We start from the raw sequence: 18,185 nt of genomic DNA on the forward strand, positions 1-18,185 counted from the left end.
GTTGCCGACGGTAAGGGCATGTGTTCGTTGTTTCAGGTGGTGATCGAGTAACACTATGAATGGCGTTGCATTCGCTGACTTCTTTTCGGGTAATGACTTGCCGATGTTGGAATCGGTCATTGCTATTTCGAACCCGCAAGCCGCACTCGTGCGTGCCAGGGAGCGCTATTCGGATTGTTCGCCTGTGGTGGATACGCCGACAGCACTGGGATATGTATTCAAGACGTGGCGTTTCCTGTTGGAGGCCGGTGACGGCCAAGTGCGCCTGCGTATTCAATCGGAATTTGAAGGTGCGGACCTCGAGCACCGCCAACTCGTCTTGCGATATTTGTTGACCGATGCGCGCGCATCGTCGATTTCCGTAGACGAATTGCTGCCCGCTTCATCGATTCCCTTGGCGGAGGTGGCGGATCTGGTCGACAGTCCCAAATCTACAGTGCCGAAACGTACCACGATGGAAGGCTTTGAAGCTTCGGAGCGGGAATCCTCGTGGTTTGGACGTGTATGGACGATCGGACGACTGAAGTTAACTCCGTTGTTTCTGCTGACGGTTGTACTGCCGACCGTCATCGCTACCATCTATTATGGACTGATTGCTTCGGATGTCTACATCTCTGAATCGCAGTTTATCTTGCGTACACCCAAGCGATCGAGTGATCCGGGTTTAGGAGCGCTGCTTCAAGGAGTCTCCCTATCAAAGACCAGTGACGACTCCAGCGTCGTTCAGGATTATATAAAGTCGAGAGACGCACTCGTCGTTCTCGAAAATAAGATGCCTCTGCGAGACGCGTTTAGTGGTCGCTATGCTGATATTTTCAGCCGGTTTCCGGGCGTGATCGGGCGAGACGGTTTTGAGTACTTCTACCGATATTTTAAGAATCACGTTGCTGTCGATGCGGGAACTGCAACTGCTGTAACTACATTACGTGTTCAAGCCTATACGCCGAAGGATGCGTATTTGATAAACAGGTACCTGCTTGAAATGGCGGAGAAGCGAGTCAATGAGCTAAACGATCGCTCACGTCAAGACTCGCTCCGCTACGCACTTGCAGAGGTTGCTGGAGCCGAAATCAAAGTTAAGGCCGCGTCGACGGCGCTGTCGAAATTCCGGAGCAAAGCAAGTCTGTTCGACCCGGATCGGCAATCCAATATCCAACTGGAACTCGTTGCGAAATTGCGGGGCGAGCTCATTGCCAAGCAGGCGCAGCTGTCGCAATTGCGAATGCTCAGCCCGCAAAACCCTCAGATCCCGAGCCTGACTGCGTCTATTGGTGCGTTGGAGGCGTCGATTGCGAGTGAGAAGGGAGGCGTGGCCGGTGAGAAGAATTCGTTGTCGGACCGTTCTGTTGAGTACCAGCGACTGGCTTTGGAGCAATCGTTCGGGGAGAAACTTCTTGCTTCGGCGCTGACTTCACTGGAGCAAGCCAGGGCAGACGCGGAAAGAAAGCAGATTTATCTGGAGCGTGTTGCTGAACCGAACGAGCCTGACGTGGCGATGGAGCCCAAGCGTGCTCGGAACATATTTGCCTGCTTCATATTGGGGCTGGCGGCCTGGGGCGTGCTGAGCATGCTGGTGGCGGGTATCCGGGAACATCAGGAATAACTCACCATGACAAAATTCGGCCGATCGTTGGCGGTTCAGCGAAGAGTTATATTCGCGTTGCTGATGCGGGAAGTATTGACTAGGTACGGACGCCACAATATCGGATTCCTTTGGCTGTTTGTCGAGCCGATGATCTTCACAGTCGGGATTACGATACTTTGGAATGCGACAGGAGCAACACATGGATCAAATCTCCCTATTTCTGCCTTTGCTTTGACCGGCTATTCAACTGTATTGCTTTGGAGAAATATGCCTGGTCGATGCAGCATGGCGATTACGCCGAATTTGGCATTGATGTACCATCGAAATGTCAAGGTTATTGATATATTCATCGCCCGTATTTTGTTGGAGGTGGTTGGTAATACCGCATCGTTTTTCCTGCTGATGATTACATTTCATGCATTGGGGATCGTTGAATACCCGGAAAATATACTTGAGGTTCTGTTTGCCTGGGGCATGATTATCTGGTTCGGTGCATCGCTCGCATTTATCATTGGGGCGTTGAGCGAGAAGACGGAGCTTGTCGAGAAGCTTTGGCATCCAGTTACCTATCTCATGTTCCCGCTATCGGGTGCTATTTTCATGGTGGAATGGCTTTCGCCGGCATTTCAAAATATTGTCCGGTGGTTGCCCATGGTTCACGGCGTCGAGATGCTTCGCGAGGGTTACTTCGGTAGCCTCGTCACGGCACATTACGATGTTGGATATATGGCTTGCTCTTGCACAGCCATGTCGCTGATTGGTCTCGCATTGGTTCGCGACGTGGGGCGTGAGGTCACACCGGAATGATTCGACTTACCCAAGTCAGGAAGACGTATCAGACGAAATCTGGACCGCGGACGGTTCTTGATGGTGTCGACGTAGATATAGCTAGCGGCGAAAAGATTGGCATTCTCGGTGGAAATGGGGCGGGGAAGTCAACGCTGATTCGTATAATAAGCGGCGCTGAAAGACCAACTGCGGGGCGCGTGTACCGGGGAATGAGTGTTTCGTGGCCTCTGGCTTTTGGTGGTGCATTCCAGAATTCACTCACGGGTATCGACAATCTTCGCTTTATATGTCGAATCTACGATGTACTCGTCGAGGATAAACTGCCCTTTGTGCGTGAATTCACCGAGCTCGGCAAGTATCTTAATGAGCCGGTCAAAACATATTCGGCGGGGATGCGAGCAAAACTCGCCTTTGCTATTTCTATGGCCGTGGATTTTGATTGTTTCCTCATCGACGAGGTCACGGCAGTCGGCGATGAACGTTTTCGCCAAAAATGTCATATTGAGTTGTTTGAGAAGCGTAATGCGCGAGCAATGATTTTTGTTTCTCATGATCCGGGATTTATCAGGGCTAACTGTCAGAGGGCGACGGTTTTGCACGGAGGGAAGCTGTACGAATTTCCGGAAATGGATGAGGCATACCATTTTTATCGAGAAACGCAGGGCGCTTAAAGTGGCGAATCTGCCGGCAAAGAAGAATCGCAATGAAGAACAAAGTGCGTGTATTGGTTGAGCTTCGGCCTGCGCTGGATGGATACTCGGGCATTCCGCAGGAAACACGTTTGTTGTTTCGTACGCTGCTGGGGCTCAAAGAGATGGCAGTTACCGGTTTGCTTCAACAGGGCGGTCGGGATATTACCGCAAAGATGGTGCGCGCGTCAGAGCCGGATCGGTCTTCCGACCAGATTCGTGCGATGTCGAAAATTGTCGTGTCATTTACCGATGATGGACGTCGGGGAGTTGCAGGGGCAGTTTCGCGTGCAATTGGAATCTTGATGCGAGGGATTTTGCTGCGAGTATCTGTTATCACTGGTTCTTCCGAGAAACTTGGATTTTTTGCCCCGGCCGAATTTGAAGATTTCGTCTGGCGCCGGTTTTTTGCAAAAACCCTTCCAGTTGACGATCGACCGCATGTCCTGGCGGCGCAGTATCGTATATTGCCACTTGCGATGGCGACGTTGCATCGACTCAAATTTTCGATGTCCGGATTGTTGCCGGTCAAACGATTCAAAAAAATCGAAACCCGAGATTTTGATGTCTTTATTTCGCAGACTCCGTTCCCCGGCGTCTTGTCTTGCAATACTAAACTCATCGTGAGATATCATGATGCGATACCGATCTTTCTTCCGCACACGATCAAAGATCGAGCTTTTCACCACGGGGCTCACTATGACGCACTTGCACGCAATGTGCGGTCGGGTGCTTACTTTGCTTGCGTGTCAGCCGCTACCAGAAGTGATCTTCTGAAAATATTTCCCGAAATCGAAGATCGTGCGGTTGTTATTCATAATACGGTATCACCGATTTATAACGAAATTGATTCCCCTAGGGAGTTAATTGGAAATATTATTTCTTCTAGATTGTTTAGGCCGCATGCGAAGAAGTATAAGGCTCTTAGTAGCGGCCAAGTCGACGTTTTTACACGAAATCGATTGAGCGCAGATCGGCAGGATTTTGAATACTTACTCATGGTGTCAACAGTCGAGCCGCGAAAGAATCACGCGTCGCTCGTTGAAGCCTGGGAATTACTTCGATCCCGTCACAATGAATCGTTGAAGCTTGTACTCGTTGGAGACCTCGGGTGGGACTACGCCGAATTCGTTGATTCAATCGTGCCGTGGGTTGAGAGGGGAGAATTGTTCCTGTTGAGCAATGTGGCAGCCACGGATTTGCGGGATCTCTACAAGCACGCTGCGGTAACTGTCTGTCCGAGTTACGCGGAAGGTTTTGATTATTCCGGCGTGGAATCGATGATGAGCGGTGGCGTTGTTGCTGCATCTGATATTCCGGTGCACCGGGAGGTCTATGAGGACGCCTGTATCTACTTCGACCCCTATTCCGTTGAATCGATTGTTGGCGGAATACGTGAGGCGATCTCGTTGCGCAACGTTGCCGACACATTTGCTAAGTACCGTCAGTGCGCGAAGCGAATTTCGGCCCGGTACACGACTGAGGCCATTTCGCCTCGGTGGGACGAGTTTATACAAAGCGTTGGTTCGGCCCCTTGAGGTTCGAGAAGGCAATGATATATGCGTGAGCGTACAGTTGATTATTCGTTTCGCGGGATGGCCGGCAGTCGTGAACGCCTGTCGGGTCAGATTGTGTTTCATCACATCCCCAAAACGGCAGGATCGTCGTTCAATCAGATACTTCGTACGCTATATCGCGACGACGAGGTATGCAACGCTGCGTTGGACTACGAACTCGACGATGCGATGGCCGATGAGACGCGTCACTATGGACTGTTTGTCGGACATTTCAGTTTCGATGCTCTACATCGGCACTTCGACGGCGCGACGCGCTTGACTTTTCTTCGTGATCCGGTTCAGCGGTGTATTTCGCAGTACTACAACTGGCATGATTCTTCACGTTACTCGGATGCCTGGGTTGGTCGTAATGAAACCAACCCGGATGTGATCAAGGCGTTGAGGATGGCGTCTGAAATGTCGCTTTGCGAGTTTGTCAGTTCGGACAACCTCGTGATTTCCGATAGCGCTCAGAATATGATGACCCGCTACCTCGCGCCTAGCGTCGAATGGAAGAAGGAGCGTGGATACTACGACGCCGCCCTTGTCGAGGAAGCAAAGCGGAATCTTGTCGAGTATTTTCATTTTTTCGGCTTGACCGAGCAATTTGATCGTTCTCTACTGATCCTTGCGCATACTCTCGGCATTCGCCCATGGGAGCGAAGCGAGGCGCTGCTGACTAATCGGAATCCGAAGAAGGCTTCGTTCAATAGCGGCTATAATATTACGCCTGATGAAGCCGATGTTTTGCGCGACTTCAACTTGATGGATATCGAGTTGTATGAGTTCGCGGTCAAGGAGTTCAATCGCCGTTTCGATGCGAGCTACCAGAAGCTTGCCGAGTGTGCCTTTGAATATCTTGCGGACAAGGACACGCGCGACAATGGCAATGCTGGCGATTTCCACGTGTTTGACATGGCGAATGCAGTGGGTGCGAGGGGTTTGCACTTTCTCGAGTCGATCCGGCTGCCATGCGGCGCGGACGTTGTCGGGCGTTGGACAGGACTTGAGCCTCGGGCTGTATGGGAGATTCCGCTTCGCACGGAGCGCGACAGTCACGTCGTAGTTGAAGTTGACTATATCGATAGTGCATCGTTTGAGGCTCTGATTCCCGAGCACTTCACGTTAAATGACATGTCGGCCGTGAAGTACACCTTCAGCACGGAGGGCTCGATCCAGCGTCTGCGCATGGTATTCACTGTCGGCGCCATGCGTGTCAGCAGAATGCTGCACACTCTGAAATTGACTACTCCGCTTGTGCGTGCGGAAGATGGAACACGCGACGTTGGAGTGCTTCTATTGGGCTTGCAATCGTACAGCATTTAGGTAAAAAAATGATAAAAATCGTGATAGACCAGGACGTTGAGGGCTCCGGGGCGGTGGCCTCGTATTTGGCGGGTCGCATCATGGCCAGCGGGCACCGAGTGCGAATCATTTCGCTCAGTGAAGCGAGAAATGCCCGTGCTGCTGAGCGATCGATTCTATCGAATGAATCGGTTATTTCCTTGACGGCGAGTTATCGATCATCGACTTCGGAGAAGATTGTCTACTGGCTTGATGAATCGAGTATGGGTACGGCAAAAGAAGTGCCAAACGTGTTTGTTCGATTCAAACATCTGTTTGCCGGTGCAATGAACGTCGGATCGCTTCGCGGCGAGCGGGTATTTGTGAACGACATCGTTGCGAAGAGGGATCTTTCCACCCGTGTGGAACGATTAGATGTATTGCCGTTCCCATTGACCCAAAAAATTGGTGAATTGCCTGGCGAATATGGCCGCACGATCGTAGCGGAAGTCGGCGATGTCGACATGACGGATGACGACTTGATTGTTTGTCTCGACGCGCTGGATCAACCCGGTATCGAAAATCTGCTGGTATTTTCCGCCAACCATCGTGTACGCGAGCACCTGATTGGAATTAGCGCGCGTGTCGCCTCGAAGCCGAAGATCATCCAGGAGTTTGACATTTTTGAGGCGGAGTTGTCTCGTGGCCTATTATACGCCGGAATTGGTCTAGATGCGCGACTCAGCTTTCGACGCCTGTCTTTGGCTGCGGCGTTGTTGCGACCTGTCGTACTCTACCGGTCGTCGATTGACGAGCGCTACTTCGTCAACGAAGTGACCGGGTTTGAAACCGATGATCTTGATCATTTTGGTCAGATTGCCGAGATGTTCGCGAGTGGTGTGTTGCCGCCAGAGGCGTTCGGTGAAAGCCTGCACCTTTATCAGATGAGACGATACAGCCCGGATCAAATTTTGATGGACGCACTGCAATGAAGCTTGCATTCTTTACCCCGTTTCACTCGGCATGCGGCCCGGGCTTCATGTCGAAGGCCGTCGTTGAATATCTGAAAAACTATTTCGATGTCACGATTTTCTATCAATGGCATGCCGTGCATCAGCCTTATGAGGTTGAAGACATCAGCGTCCGTATCATCGAAAGTGATATGGATATGGATGCGGTCGCGCGCGAGTTCGATGCGGTAATTTATAATCTCGGAAATAACGAAGAGAATCACTATTCTATATTTCAGTGTTTGAAGAGATTGCCGGGTATCGTCGTGCTGCACGATTTTGTCATGCAGCACGGCATCGTCAACGACCTCTTCAATCGCAAGCAAAGCCCCGACCTGTACTATTGGTTGCTTGCAGCGCTGTACGGAAAGGATGGTGTTCGAGCGTGTCACTCCAGCGCGCTGAGCTATGCGGGAGGTGTACGTGGCGGGTGGGATGCGCCGGCTGTGGCCTCGTTCCCGATGTTCGAAGTCTTTTCCGGACTTGCGTCGGCGTGTGTGGTGCATTCGAAATTCTTCGAAAGTCAGTTGAAGCCGCATTTCGCAGGCCCGATTCTAAGGACACGGAATCCATACGATCTCAAACGCGTACCTTCCGAAGAAGTGGTTGACACCTTCTACAAGGTTCGCGAAAAAGCGGGTGGCAAGGTCGTCTTTGCGGCGTTCGGTCATATGTCGCCCAGCAAGTGCATCGACCGCGTCCTCCGCGTCTTTGGTCATTCGGAGCGCCTCAAGAAGGAAGCGCGGCTCGTTCTCTGTGGTAGTGCTTCTCCCGAATATGATCAGTATTTGCGACGCTTGTGTGCTGATGGTGATCTCGGTCATTGCGTCGAGTTTCGCGGTTCAGTCAGCGATACCGAACTGTATGCACTTCAAGTCGAAGCTGATGTGTTTATCAACCTGCGACTGCCCAACACCGAAGGACAGTCGGGGTCATTAATCGAACAGCTCGCAGCTGGAAAGCCGGTGATCTGCTACGACACGGGCTGTTATGCCGATCTGAGTGAAGATGTTGCATATAAAGTACACAGTACGGCTGATTTCAACGAACTTCAACGTGTATTCGAGCAGCTCCTGAACGGAGTTGCCGAGCGTCGAGATGTGGGATTGCGAGGCCGTAAGGCGGCATTGGAGTATGATTGTGCGCGTTATGCACGTGAATTGTTCGAGTTCATCTTTGAGAATCGCGAGTATTTGAAGGCGTTCCAGCAAAGGAATTTCGACTCATTGCGACCATTGGGGGTTTCCGGGGCTACCGTCGATATGCGGCACCCCGAAAACTATTCGAAGACGCAATCCATCTGGGGTGTGTTGGACGGCTTCGTTTCCCACGCGTCGTCGCAGGCACTTTCTCTGATCCCTGCGGATGCGCGACATCATTACCTGTCCTTTTTGACTCAACCATATCGGCCGTTGGTCGACAGTCTGCTGGAATTGTCTGCAAGCGATGTTCAGGAAACTGAACTGGAGGCGGACGGGATGTCATTGTATTCGACCGCATCTGCTCCGGTACTGGATACCTCGTTCTGGACAAAATTGGAATGCCCGGTCAGCGAGCACTTCGCTTATATCGGCTACAAGAAGCTACTGTGTCGCGATCCGGATCTGGCAGGTCTTCGCGACTACGCAGAGAAGTTGGCGTCGGAAGCGATATCGAGGAAGGAAATGATTTTAGCCATGCTCCGCTCCACAGAGTTTGCGGAACGCTTTGGGGACATTCGGAAAAGTAGCGACTACGTCAACCTTACGCGCTGGGCAGATGCCCAAGTCGCCTAACTTGCGGAGATCGGTGGATGGCACATCGGAAGAAATATTCGGCTTACGGCTCGTGTCAGGCGTTAGCGTTGGCTAAGATGCTGAACAGTTGTCCGGCATTCGCCCGCGACTGGGAGTTGCTGGAAATGGAGGAGTGTTTTGCTGCCAGCGAAGAGCAAATGGATCGTCATCTTGTAGAAACGATACCGAAGCTCGACCTATTTCTTTATCAACCAGTCTCGAAGGGATATCGTGGAGAGAAGTTCTCGTCGGAATTTCTCCGGAATAGCTTGTCGCCAAGCGGTGTCGCCTTGTCTGTGCAATACATGCATTGGGAAGGCTATCACCCTACCGTTAATATGCCATATGGTCTGCCGCCACACCCGGAGAGTTACGTTGACGTCTTGATCGCGGGGGCCGTCGTTATGGGTGTAGACAAGGGGACGTACGTTCGTCGCCTAGAGGAGATTGGTGCGTCGCTTCACATCGACATCGACAAGATCGAAGATTGGTGTGCCGATGAGCTGAGGTCCAGAGAGGCTGGTGAAAATGATGGCGGAAGGCAGATCGATGTTTTGGTGACGGACTTCATTCTGGCTAACTACCGACAGAAGCGTCTATTCTACACAATGAATCATCCGACTGCGGTATTGATGCGCGAAATTGCGGCGCGATGCATGTTGGCGCTTGGTTATACCTATTCGGATATTAGCTTTGATCAGAATCTCGATCCGTTGGATGTGACCCAGATATCCTTGTATCCGATATATCGAGATTGCTTCGATTTTTATGAATTAGATAGAATGAACGAGTTTCAGGTGCTTTACAAGAAGAAGGCATACGAACCATATCTTCTGGAGCAATTCGAGTGGTTTGGGCGCTCGTCGAAGGACGAAGTTTCAGCGTTCTTTGAGCGTGTTGCTGCAAATCGCGGATGGGTCCGGACGGCGTTGCGCAGGGCCTTTGAGTCATGAACGTATTCCTGGTGGGCAGCACGGGGTACATCGGCAAGGTATTGCATGACGCATTTGGCCGACGCTGGAGAACCCTGGGGACGTCGACGCGAGATGGCGCTGACATTGTTTTCTCGTTGGCCCGCGCGGAGGCGTTTCCGTACGAGCAAGTGTGCGCGGGAGATGTTGTCGTCGTCGCTGCGGCTATATCGTCTCCGGATGCGTGTGCAAAGGACTACGAGGCGGCATTCCAAGTTAATGTGACTGGGACCTTGGCGCTGATCCGTGGCGTCGCGGCTCGAGGCGCGCGTGTCATCTTTTTCTCCAGCGATACGGTTTACGGTGCTAGCGAGCAGGTACGTGACGAAGATGCGGAACTGACGCCGGCAGGTGCTTATGGGGCGATGAAGCGTCAGGTGGAGGCAGAGCTTGGTGAGAACACTGCTGTTAAGGTGATTCGGCTTTCTTACGTATTCTCGCTTCGTGACCGATTTACGCAGTACCTTCTCGGTTGCGCGAAGGACGGAAGGCGGGCTGACATATTCAAACCATTTTCACGCTGTGTCGTATATATGAGCGACGTCGTCGAAGGAGTCGTCGCCCTGATCGAACGCTGGGACGCGGTCGACGAGCGAATTATCAATTTCGTCGGGCCGGAGCTGGTTGCCCGCGAGAATTTCGTCGAACAGATCCGGAATCTTGTGGTGCCGGAGCTGGATTATGAGTTCAGCGAACCGGAGGCTGATTTCTTCGTAAATCGACCTCGTGTAATTAATGTAAGTTCTGCGCGTTTCGAGAGGCTGCTTGGACGACGTCCTTGCAGTCTTGGTGAAGCAATTAATCTTGAATTGTCTAATTAACGGTGTGATATGGCAAAGCGTGTTTTGATTACGGGTATTACTGGTATGGTCGGGTCGCATTTGGCCGATTTCCTCCTGGAGAACACGGACTGGGAAATCTATGGTCTGTGCCGTTGGCGTAGCCCTCTTGATAATATTTCCCATCTGCTTCCGCGTATCAACGAGAAGAACAGGATTCGTCTTGTCTACGGTGATTTGCGCGATTACCTTTCCATTCACGAGGCCGTCAAGCAGTCGACGCCGGATTTCGTATTCCATCTGGCCGCGCAAAGCTACCCGAAGACCAGCTTCGACTCGCCGCTCGACACGCTGGAGACCAACGTCCAAGGTACGGCCAACGTGCTGGAAGCGCTGCGCAAGAACAATATCGATGCCGTAACGCATGTCTGCGCGTCGTCGGAAGTGTTTGGACGGGTGCCGCGCGAAAAGCTGCCGATCGATGAGGAATGCACGTTCCATCCGGCATCGCCGTATGCAATCTCGAAGGTGGGTACAGATCTGATCGGCCGGTACTACGCTGAAGCGTACAACATGACCGTTATGACCACGCGGATGTTTACGCATACCGGCCCGCGTCGCGGCGACGTGTTTGCTGAATCGACGTTTGCCAAGCAGATCGCGATGATCGAACGCGGAATGATTCCGCCGGTCGTGAAGACGGGCAATCTCGACTCGCTGCGCACGTTTGCGGACGTGCGAGATGCGGTACGGGCTTATTACATGCTCGTGACGATCAACCCGATTCCTGGCGCCTATTACAATATTGGCGGCACGTATTCCTGCACGGTTGGCCAGATGCTGGATACGCTGGTCTCGATGTCGACCTCCAAGGATGTCATCCGAGTCGAAACGGATCCGGAGCGACTGCGCCCGATCGATGCAGATTTGCAGGTCCCCAACACGCAGAAATTCGAGGCCATCACGGGTTGGAAACCCGAGATTTCGTTCGAGAAGACGATGGAGGATCTGTTGAATTACTGGCGCGCCAGGATTTCCGCTGGCGAGAAATTCTTGACCCGATAGAAATATAAACAACCAATGAATCCAACAATCATTCGCGCACGGGCCCCGCTGCGGTTGGGCCTGGCGGGAGGGGGGACCGACGTAGCTCCCTACGCCGATACGTTCGGGGGCTACGTCCTGAATGCGACCATTGATCGCTACGCATACGCGGTGATCAAGACGCTAACGATACCCGCCGTACGTTTCGTCTCGACGGATCAGCAGGTAGAAAAACACAAGCTCATTTCGGAGCCGCTGGAACTGAACGGTACGCTGGACCTGCATAAGGCGGTGTACAACTACATGATCCGGAACTACAACCATGGCAAGCCAATTCCGCTTGAATTGAGTACGTTCTGTGATGCTCCTGCAGGTTCTGGATTGGGTTCGTCGTCAACGCTGGTGGTCGTGATGATCAAGGCGTTTGTCGAATTGCTGAATCTACCGCTGGACGATTACGCCATTGCGCAACTGGCTTATCGGATTGAGCGCGTCGATTGCGGGTTGGCCGGGGGGCGTCAGGACCAATACTCGGCGACGTTCGGGGGCTTCAATTTCATGGAGTTCTACGAGGAAGAGCGCACGGTCGTGAATCCGTTGCGAATCAAGAATTGGATTCTTTGTGAGTTGGAGGCCTCGCTGGTTCTTTTTTACACCGGCGTGTCGCGGGAATCCGCAAAAATCATTCAGGACCAGAGCGACAACGTGGTGTCGCAGAAGACCGCCGCAATCGAGGCAATGCACGGTATCAAGCGCGAAGCGCTAGTTATGAAAGAGGCGTTGCTGAAAGGCGATTTCAGGGCCTTTGTTGCGTCGATGCGACTGGGATGGGATAACAAGAAGAATTCGGCGCGAACTGTCTCCAACGCCCATATCGACGAAATTTACGACGCGGCCATGCGTTCTGGTGCGCAGGCCGGAAAGGTTTCGGGTGCGGGCGGCGGCGGCTTTATGCTGTTTTTTGTACCCACCGAACGGCGTATGGATTTGATCAGAACGCTTGGCGAGTACGACGGACAAGTTAGTAACTGTCACTTTACGGAGAATGGGACGCAGGCATGGAGAATCGCGAATTGACGTACATCACGGACAGCATTGCAGAGGCGCAGCGGGTAATGGCTGCGATGCTTGCGGATGAGAGGTTGCTTGCGACGGTTCAGAAAGTCGCTGATACCTGCGTAGCATCCATCACGCAAGGCGGCAAGGTGTTGCTCGCTGGTAACGGTGGAAGTGCTGCGGATGCGCAGCATATTGCTGGGGAGTTTGTCAGCCGGTTTGCTTTCGACCGTCCCGGGCTGGCCGCGGTGGCGTTGACGACGGACACGTCCATTCTCACGGCGATCGGTAACGATTATGGCTATGAGAAGCTGTTTTCCCGTCAGGTCCAGGCGCTTGGCAACAAGGGCGATGTCCTGATTGGTTATTCGACGTCCGGAAAGTCACCGAACATACTGGCGGCTTTTCGAGAAGCAAAAGCAAAAGGGATGACGTGCGTCGGCTTCACCGGCAATCGTGGTGGAGAAATGCGCGAGCTGTGCGACTTGCTGCTTGAAGTCCCGTCGCCGGACACCCCGAAGATCCAGGAGGGGCATCTGGTTCTCGGTCATATCGTTTGTGGGCTGGTCGAGAACGCCATTTTCGGGAAGCAGTGAAATGAGGGAAGCGATCATTTTGGCTGGGGGATTCGGTACGCGTTTGCGCGCGGTTGTTTCCGATGTTCCCAAGCCGATGGCGCCTGTTGCTGGCAGGCCATTTCTTGAAATTCTCTTGACGCGTTTGAGCGCAAAGAAGTTTTCTCGGGTGGTTCTGTCTGTTGGCTTCATGGCGGAGAAAATCGTGGACTATTTCGGTGATCACTTTGCCGGAATCGACCTCGCGTATTCAATCGAACTCAATCCGCTGGGTACCGGGGGGGCGCTGAAGGCAACGTTGCCTTACTGCGAGGGGGATCATGCCTTCGTGTTCAACGGTGATACGTATCTGGATCTTGAAGTTGACGAGTTGGATGCAGATTGGCAGCGAGGAGGCTTCCCGACAATCGTTGCTCGGCACGTGCCGGATACAGGACGATACGGCAGCCTTGTTGTCGACGACGGTCGAGTGACCGGGTTCGCCGAGAAGGGAATATCGGGACCAGGCCTGATTAATGCTGGTTGCTATGTTTTGCCGAAGAATATTCTTGCCGGCGAGACGGCAGAGAGGTTCTCGTTCGAAGCCGACTTCATGTCGTCCGCTGTCCAGTCTCGCAGGTTTGACGTTTTCGTAACGCGCGGGCAGTTTATCGACATCGGAATCCCCGAGGACTTTTACCGCGCTCAAAGCGAGCTCTCTGGAATCTGCAAGTGAAGAATCGTGCGTTGTTCCTGGATCGCGATGGTGTCATCAATCGCGACGATGGCTATGTTTTCGAGATCGAGAAATTTGTCTTTCTGGAGGGCGTCTTCGAACTGGCCCGTGCCGCCAAGGCGTTGGGGTACTTGGGTGTCGTGGTGACGAATCAAGCGGGGATTGGGCGGGGCTACTACTCGGAAGCGGATTTTTGTCGCTTGTCCGACTGGATGAAGGGCGTGTTCGCGACCGAAGGTGCTCCGATCGATCGCGTGTACTTTTGTCCGACGCATCCTGAACACGGCGTTGGCCGATACAAGGTCGAGTCCGAGTTTAGGAAGCCGAATCCGGGGATGATCCTTGCAGCACAGCGTGATTTCGATCTCGACCTGGGGGCGTCATTACTCGTGGGGGATAAGGAGTCCGATATTCAGGCGGGATTGACTGCAGGTGTCGGGACGACTCTCCTTGTGTGCGAGAAGAGCGTATCGCCAGCGGCGACAACAATGGCAAACGCTGTCGTCCGCAATCCGCGAGAAGTCATTCAATTCTTGACGGGGCGCGAATCGGAAGTCAAGCCGTCCTGAGGTGCGTGGCCTGATCGATGCCGGGTAGACCTCGCATGCGCCGCCGAAATTCGCGTTGAGGATTGCTGTACACAGTTGTCGAAGGTGTATTTGCATGCGTATCGTTGCAGCCGAGAATGGCGTGTATTCTCGCCAAAGTCGCAGTGCCGTAGGTCGGGGTGTCGGAAATTTGGGTGTGGGTGTCGAGCAGCAAGGTGGCGTTGTCATCTTGTTGTGACTTGTTAGGGCGCGTTGGGCCTTCGTAACTCAATTAGATAAGAACTGTATGTCCCGCTTCTTCCTTGCCCTGCAAGGCACGGCCTCCCCGTTTTTTGGTCGACTTGCTGCCGGTCTCAGCCAGCGAGGTCACCAGGTTCGGCGTGTAAACTTTTGCGGCGGAGATCTAGCGTATCAAGGTTCGGAAAGCGCTTGGAACTATCGCGACGAAACCGAAGGTCTTGTCGCGTGGTATCGCGATGTGATTGCGGCCAATGGCGTGACGGATGTACTCCTGTTTGGGGATTGCCGTGCGATCCATCGGCCGATGCACGAGATCGCTCGCGCATCGGGGGTCGGTGTCCACGTATTCGAAGAGGGTTATGTTCGACCGCACTGGATAACGATGGAGGAGCACGGTGTCAATGGGCGATCGTTGTTGCCGCGAGACCCTGCCTATTATCTCGACGCACGCCAGCATATCCCGCCGGTAGTTCCCGGGAAGCCCACCGGCTACAACCTTTACGAGCGTGCTTGTCACGATATCCGGTACCGCATGGCCAACGCGTTGTATGCGCACCGCTTCCCACATTACAAGTCTCACCGTCCCAGAAACGGCTTCGAGGAATACGCGGGCCTGGCGTATCGTGCCATTCGGCAACGAGCGCGCGATAGGGAGGCCGATAGCGTTACCCGTGACTTGCTGGAGAGAAATCGCAAGTACTATCTGTTCCCGCTGCAGCTAAATTCCGACTCCCAGATTGTCGATCATTCCCCTTTTGGCGGCATTTGCGACGCGATTGCGTTTGTTTTACACTCATTCGCCGAAAATGCGCCCGACGATAGTTGGCTCGTGATCAAAAATCACCCGTTGGACACCGGTCTGATCGGGTACCGTCAATTTGCGACGGCACTTGCCGCCGAGCTCGGTATCCAGAAGAGGGTGGTCTTTATTGATGCGGGCCATTTGCCGACGTTGCTTGATCGGTGTTGTGGCGTGGTCGTGATAAACAGTACGGTCGGTCTGTCCGCTGTTCACCACCGACGTCCCCTCGTTGCATTGGGCACAGCGATCTATTCGATGCCGGGGCTGACCTGGCAGGGAGGCCTGGCGGACTTTTGGGCAGGGGCTAGTGGTCCGGACATGAATCTCTATCAGGCTTTTCTCGACTACGTGATGCACCATACTCAGATTAACGGCGACTTTTATACGCGTGCTGGTATAGAGATGAGCGTCACCGGTGCTGTGAGTCGGCTCGAGGCGGTGTCGTGAGCGCCAGCGCTGGGCCGCGGCATATCGCTATTACGGGGGCGAGCGCCGGTCTTGGGCGAGCGCTGGCCCGAGCCTACGCACGACCCGGGGTGGTATTGAGCCTCGGCGGGCGTGACGCGGCGCGCCTTGATGAAAGCGCAGCCGATTGCCGTGCCCGTGGCGCGACCGTTTTCCTTGCAACCATTGATGTCCGGGACGCCGGTGCGATGCAGCGGTGGCTTGAACAGTTCGATGACACGTACCCGATCGACCTGTTGATCGCGAACGCCGGCGCGGCCAGTACACTCGCGCATGTGGGCGACTGGGAGACGCGCGAACGCACCGCAGCAATCGTCGATACGAATTTCTACGGCGCGATGAACGCTGTGCTGCCGACAATAGATCGGATGCGTACGCGTGGTAACGGCCAAGTGGCGCTGATTAGTTCGCTCGCGGCGCTACGAGGCATGGCGATTTCACCTGCCTATTGCGCGAGCAAAGCCGCGTTGAAGGCATGGGGCGACTCGGTGCGTCCGGTGCTGAAACGCGACGGTATTCGTCTGTCCGTTGTTTTGCCGGGTTTTGTCAAGACAGCGATGAGCGACGTTTTTCCGGGAGACAAGCCTTTCCTGTGGTCATCCGACAAGGCAGCGCAGTATATACAGCGCGGCATTGCCGCCCGACGGGCTGAAATTGCGTTCCCCGGTCTGCTCGCGCTGGGCATGCGGCTGCTTCCGTTGTTGCCTGCGGTGATCGCCGACGCGATTCTCGGTCGATTGTCCTATTTGCCGCGAGAGGAGCGATAGCGTGGCGTCGTCGATGCCGATCACGTTCGTCTTTGCCATTGCCCTGTCATTTGCCGCAGATACGATTGCCATTCCCCGCGCAGCTGTTCGCCGTCCCGCATTGGCGCTGGCGCTGCACGTCGCGAGCGTGTTGTTCGTCGCGTGTGTCATCCTTGCGCTAACCCGTCGCCTGCATTTTGCTGCGTTCCTAGCGCTAGCGTTGGTGGCTCTTGCCAGCGCAGTCAGCAATGCGAAATTTACATCCCTTCGCGAGCCTTTTGTCTTTACCGATTTGAGTCTGTTCGGTCAGTTGTTTTCGCACCCGCGTCTTTACTTGCCGTTTTTGAGTACGATAACAGTCGTGGCAATGGTGCTCGGCGCGGTTGCCCTCGTGGTCGGTTTCATTCTCGATCCTGCAGTATCGGTGCAAACAGCGTCGCGAGGTGCTCTGGTGGCGTTGATTTTTCTTGCGATGGGCTACTTGTGCGCCGCGCGTTTACCGCTCACGCTCGATCCGCTCGAAGACCAGCGCCGTCACGGATTCTTTGCCGTCTTTGTCGCATATTTACTGAACGGCATGCGACCGGCTACGTTTCGCTTGATAGCAGGACTGACATCCTCTGGTCCGTTTGCTCGTGAAGATGCCTTGCTTGGTTATCCTGACGTGATAGTGATCCAAAGCGAGTCATTCTTCGACCCGCGCCCGTTGTCAGTTGCGATCGATCCGTCGATTCTTGATCATTTCGATCGGGTATGTTGTGAGTCCGTCGAACATGGACAACTGACAGTGCCTGCCTGGGGGGCGAACACGATGCGATCGGAATTTGCATTCCTGACCGGTCTGTCCTCATCGCGCCTTGGTTACGCGCGATTCTATCCCTACGCATTCGTGCGGCGCACTTGTGCCTCACTGGCGGGCTGGTTTCGCCGAGCGGGTTACCGAACGACGGCTGTTCACCCTTATTACGCGGATTTTTTCGGCCGCAATCGAGTTTTTCCACTGCTCCAGTTTGACCGCTTCCTCGATATTCGCGCTTTCGGCGACGCACCGCGTGCCGGACCGTATATTTCAGATGCGGCCACTCTTGACCAGATCATCTCGGTGCTCGACGAGAAGCGCACGCAACCGGCTTTTGTATTTGCGATGACGATGGAAAACCATGGCCCGTTGCATTTGGAGTCGGTGGAGGCCGGGGAGGCTGCCCGCTACCATACACTTGGTGACGATTCCAGGTGGCGTGACCTTACGGCGTACCTCCGCCACGTGGCCAACGCAAATGCAATGATCGGACGGCTTGTCGCCTATCTGCGCCAGTGCCGCCGAGATACGATTCTGTGTCTCTACGGTGATCATGTTCCCGCGTTGTCGCATATATTCGAGAAGTTCGGGAACATACCCGACCAAAGCAATTACGTCATCTGGCGGAATTTCGGAGAACACTCTCCACGAAGGCAGGACCGTGCGGTCGAGGATCTTGGCACCGCGTTGCTTCGTGCGATGACGACGACGGGTGGGCAGGCGGTTTCGACTGGCGCGTCGGAGATAACATCGTAGC

General features: G+C 53.9%; 17 protein-coding genes. All 17 read left to right on the forward strand.

What is annotated here, in order from left to right; genetic code table 11:
* The first annotated feature begins 55 nt into the window (after positions 1–55).
* The 17 genes from HWX39_RS07490 to HWX39_RS07570 all read left to right on the forward strand — a co-directional run bounded on the left by HWX39_RS07490 (position 56) and on the right by HWX39_RS07570 (position 18,184).
* Positions 56–1,603: a capsule biosynthesis protein gene (locus HWX39_RS07490; RefSeq protein ID WP_175966634.1), complete on the forward strand. Its 1,548-nt coding sequence runs from the start codon at positions 56–58 to the stop codon at positions 1,601–1,603.
* Between the two features lie 6 nt (positions 1,604–1,609).
* Complete coding sequence (locus HWX39_RS07495; RefSeq protein WP_175966636.1) at positions 1,610–2,392, forward strand: ABC transporter permease; 783 nt, start codon at positions 1,610–1,612, stop codon at positions 2,390–2,392.
* Complete coding sequence (locus tag HWX39_RS07500) at positions 2,389–3,045, forward strand: ABC transporter ATP-binding protein (RefSeq protein ID WP_175966638.1); 657 nt, start codon at positions 2,389–2,391, stop codon at positions 3,043–3,045. The genes HWX39_RS07495 and HWX39_RS07500 overlap by 4 nt, the downstream gene beginning before the upstream one ends.
* 32 nt (positions 3,046–3,077) lie before the next feature.
* Positions 3,078–4,601, forward strand: coding sequence for a glycosyltransferase family 1 protein (locus HWX39_RS07505; protein WP_175966640.1), 1,524 nt, complete (start codon positions 3,078–3,080; stop codon positions 4,599–4,601).
* A 21-nt stretch (positions 4,602–4,622) separates the two neighbouring features.
* Complete coding sequence (locus tag HWX39_RS07510) at positions 4,623–5,945, forward strand: sulfotransferase family 2 domain-containing protein (protein WP_175966642.1); 1,323 nt, start codon at positions 4,623–4,625, stop codon at positions 5,943–5,945.
* Positions 5,946–6,043: 98 nt separating this feature from the next.
* The gene (locus tag HWX39_RS07515; protein ID WP_175967633.1) at positions 6,044–6,895 is read left to right on the forward strand and encodes a capsular biosynthesis protein; all 852 of its coding nucleotides are present in this window, start codon (positions 6,044–6,046) and stop codon (positions 6,893–6,895) included.
* Positions 6,892–8,688 carry a DUF4214 domain-containing protein gene (locus tag HWX39_RS07520; protein ID WP_175966644.1) on the forward strand — a complete coding sequence of 599 codons (1,797 nt, stop codon included), beginning with the start codon at positions 6,892–6,894 and terminating at the stop codon, positions 8,686–8,688. The genes HWX39_RS07515 and HWX39_RS07520 overlap by 4 nt, the downstream gene beginning before the upstream one ends.
* A gap of 17 nt (positions 8,689–8,705) precedes the next feature.
* Positions 8,706–9,641: a WcbI family polysaccharide biosynthesis putative acetyltransferase gene (locus HWX39_RS07525; RefSeq protein ID WP_175966646.1), complete on the forward strand. Its 936-nt coding sequence runs from the start codon at positions 8,706–8,708 to the stop codon at positions 9,639–9,641.
* Positions 9,638–10,480 carry a sugar nucleotide-binding protein gene (locus HWX39_RS07530; RefSeq protein ID WP_175966648.1) on the forward strand — a complete coding sequence of 281 codons (843 nt, stop codon included), beginning with the start codon at positions 9,638–9,640 and terminating at the stop codon, positions 10,478–10,480. The genes HWX39_RS07525 and HWX39_RS07530 overlap by 4 nt, the downstream gene beginning before the upstream one ends.
* A 9-nt stretch (positions 10,481–10,489) precedes the next feature.
* Entirely contained in the window at positions 10,490–11,503 is a 1,014-nt protein-coding gene (locus HWX39_RS07535) for a GDP-mannose 4,6-dehydratase (protein WP_175966650.1), read from the forward strand.
* A gap of 15 nt (positions 11,504–11,518) precedes the next feature.
* Positions 11,519–12,559 (forward strand): dehydrogenase, encoded by a 1,041-nt coding sequence (locus tag HWX39_RS07540; RefSeq protein WP_175966652.1) that lies wholly within the window; start codon positions 11,519–11,521, stop codon positions 12,557–12,559.
* Positions 12,541–13,134 (forward strand): D-sedoheptulose 7-phosphate isomerase, encoded by a 594-nt coding sequence (gene gmhA / locus HWX39_RS07545; RefSeq protein ID WP_175966654.1) that lies wholly within the window; start codon positions 12,541–12,543, stop codon positions 13,132–13,134. Before HWX39_RS07540 ends, gmhA begins: the two co-directional genes overlap by 19 nt.
* A gap of 1 nt (position 13,135) precedes the next feature.
* The gene (locus HWX39_RS07550) at positions 13,136–13,828 is read left to right on the forward strand and encodes a nucleotidyltransferase family protein (protein WP_175966656.1); all 693 of its coding nucleotides are present in this window, start codon (positions 13,136–13,138) and stop codon (positions 13,826–13,828) included.
* Positions 13,825–14,397 carry an HAD family hydrolase gene (locus HWX39_RS07555; RefSeq protein ID WP_175966658.1) on the forward strand — a complete coding sequence of 191 codons (573 nt, stop codon included), beginning with the start codon at positions 13,825–13,827 and terminating at the stop codon, positions 14,395–14,397. Before HWX39_RS07550 ends, HWX39_RS07555 begins: the two co-directional genes overlap by 4 nt.
* 265 nt (positions 14,398–14,662) lie before the next feature.
* The gene (locus tag HWX39_RS07560; protein ID WP_175966660.1) at positions 14,663–15,865 is read left to right on the forward strand and encodes a capsular biosynthesis protein; all 1,203 of its coding nucleotides are present in this window, start codon (positions 14,663–14,665) and stop codon (positions 15,863–15,865) included.
* Positions 15,862–16,650, forward strand: coding sequence for an SDR family NAD(P)-dependent oxidoreductase (locus HWX39_RS07565; RefSeq protein WP_175966662.1), 789 nt, complete (start codon positions 15,862–15,864; stop codon positions 16,648–16,650). The genes HWX39_RS07560 and HWX39_RS07565 overlap by 4 nt, the downstream gene beginning before the upstream one ends.
* 1 nt (position 16,651) lies before the next feature.
* Complete coding sequence (locus HWX39_RS07570) at positions 16,652–18,184, forward strand: LTA synthase family protein (RefSeq protein ID WP_175966664.1); 1,533 nt, start codon at positions 16,652–16,654, stop codon at positions 18,182–18,184.
* Position 18,185: the final 1 nt, after the last annotated feature.

The sequence above is a fragment of the Burkholderia sp. BCC0322 genome (genome assembly GCF_902833045.1).
Lineage (GTDB): Bacteria > Pseudomonadota > Gammaproteobacteria > Burkholderiales > Burkholderiaceae > Burkholderia.

Bases quoted from the DNA above. Each gene is read 5' to 3' on its own strand.
- HWX39_RS07540 (WP_175966652.1), top strand. From the start codon at position 11,519: ATGAATCCAACAATCATTCGCGCACGGGCCCCGCTGCGGTTGGGCCTG.
- HWX39_RS07500 (WP_175966638.1), top strand. From the start codon at position 2,389: ATGATTCGACTTACCCAAGTCAGGAAGACGTATCAGACGAAATCTGGA.
- HWX39_RS07535 (WP_175966650.1), top strand. From the start codon at position 10,490: ATGGCAAAGCGTGTTTTGATTACGGGTATTACTGGTATGGTCGGGTCG.
- HWX39_RS07510 (WP_175966642.1), top strand. From the start codon at position 4,623: ATGCGTGAGCGTACAGTTGATTATTCGTTTCGCGGGATGGCCGGCAGT.
- HWX39_RS07560 (WP_175966660.1), top strand. From the start codon at position 14,663: ATGTCCCGCTTCTTCCTTGCCCTGCAAGGCACGGCCTCCCCGTTTTTT.
- gmhA (WP_175966654.1), top strand. From the start codon at position 12,541: ATGGAGAATCGCGAATTGACGTACATCACGGACAGCATTGCAGAGGCG.
- HWX39_RS07495 (WP_175966636.1), top strand. From the start codon at position 1,610: ATGACAAAATTCGGCCGATCGTTGGCGGTTCAGCGAAGAGTTATATTC.
- HWX39_RS07505 (WP_175966640.1), top strand. From the start codon at position 3,078: ATGAAGAACAAAGTGCGTGTATTGGTTGAGCTTCGGCCTGCGCTGGAT.
- HWX39_RS07525 (WP_175966646.1), top strand. From the start codon at position 8,706: ATGGCACATCGGAAGAAATATTCGGCTTACGGCTCGTGTCAGGCGTTA.
- HWX39_RS07490 (WP_175966634.1), top strand. From the start codon at position 56: ATGAATGGCGTTGCATTCGCTGACTTCTTTTCGGGTAATGACTTGCCG.
- HWX39_RS07520 (WP_175966644.1), top strand. From the start codon at position 6,892: ATGAAGCTTGCATTCTTTACCCCGTTTCACTCGGCATGCGGCCCGGGC.
- HWX39_RS07530 (WP_175966648.1), top strand. From the start codon at position 9,638: ATGAACGTATTCCTGGTGGGCAGCACGGGGTACATCGGCAAGGTATTG.
- HWX39_RS07550 (WP_175966656.1), top strand. From the start codon at position 13,136: ATGAGGGAAGCGATCATTTTGGCTGGGGGATTCGGTACGCGTTTGCGC.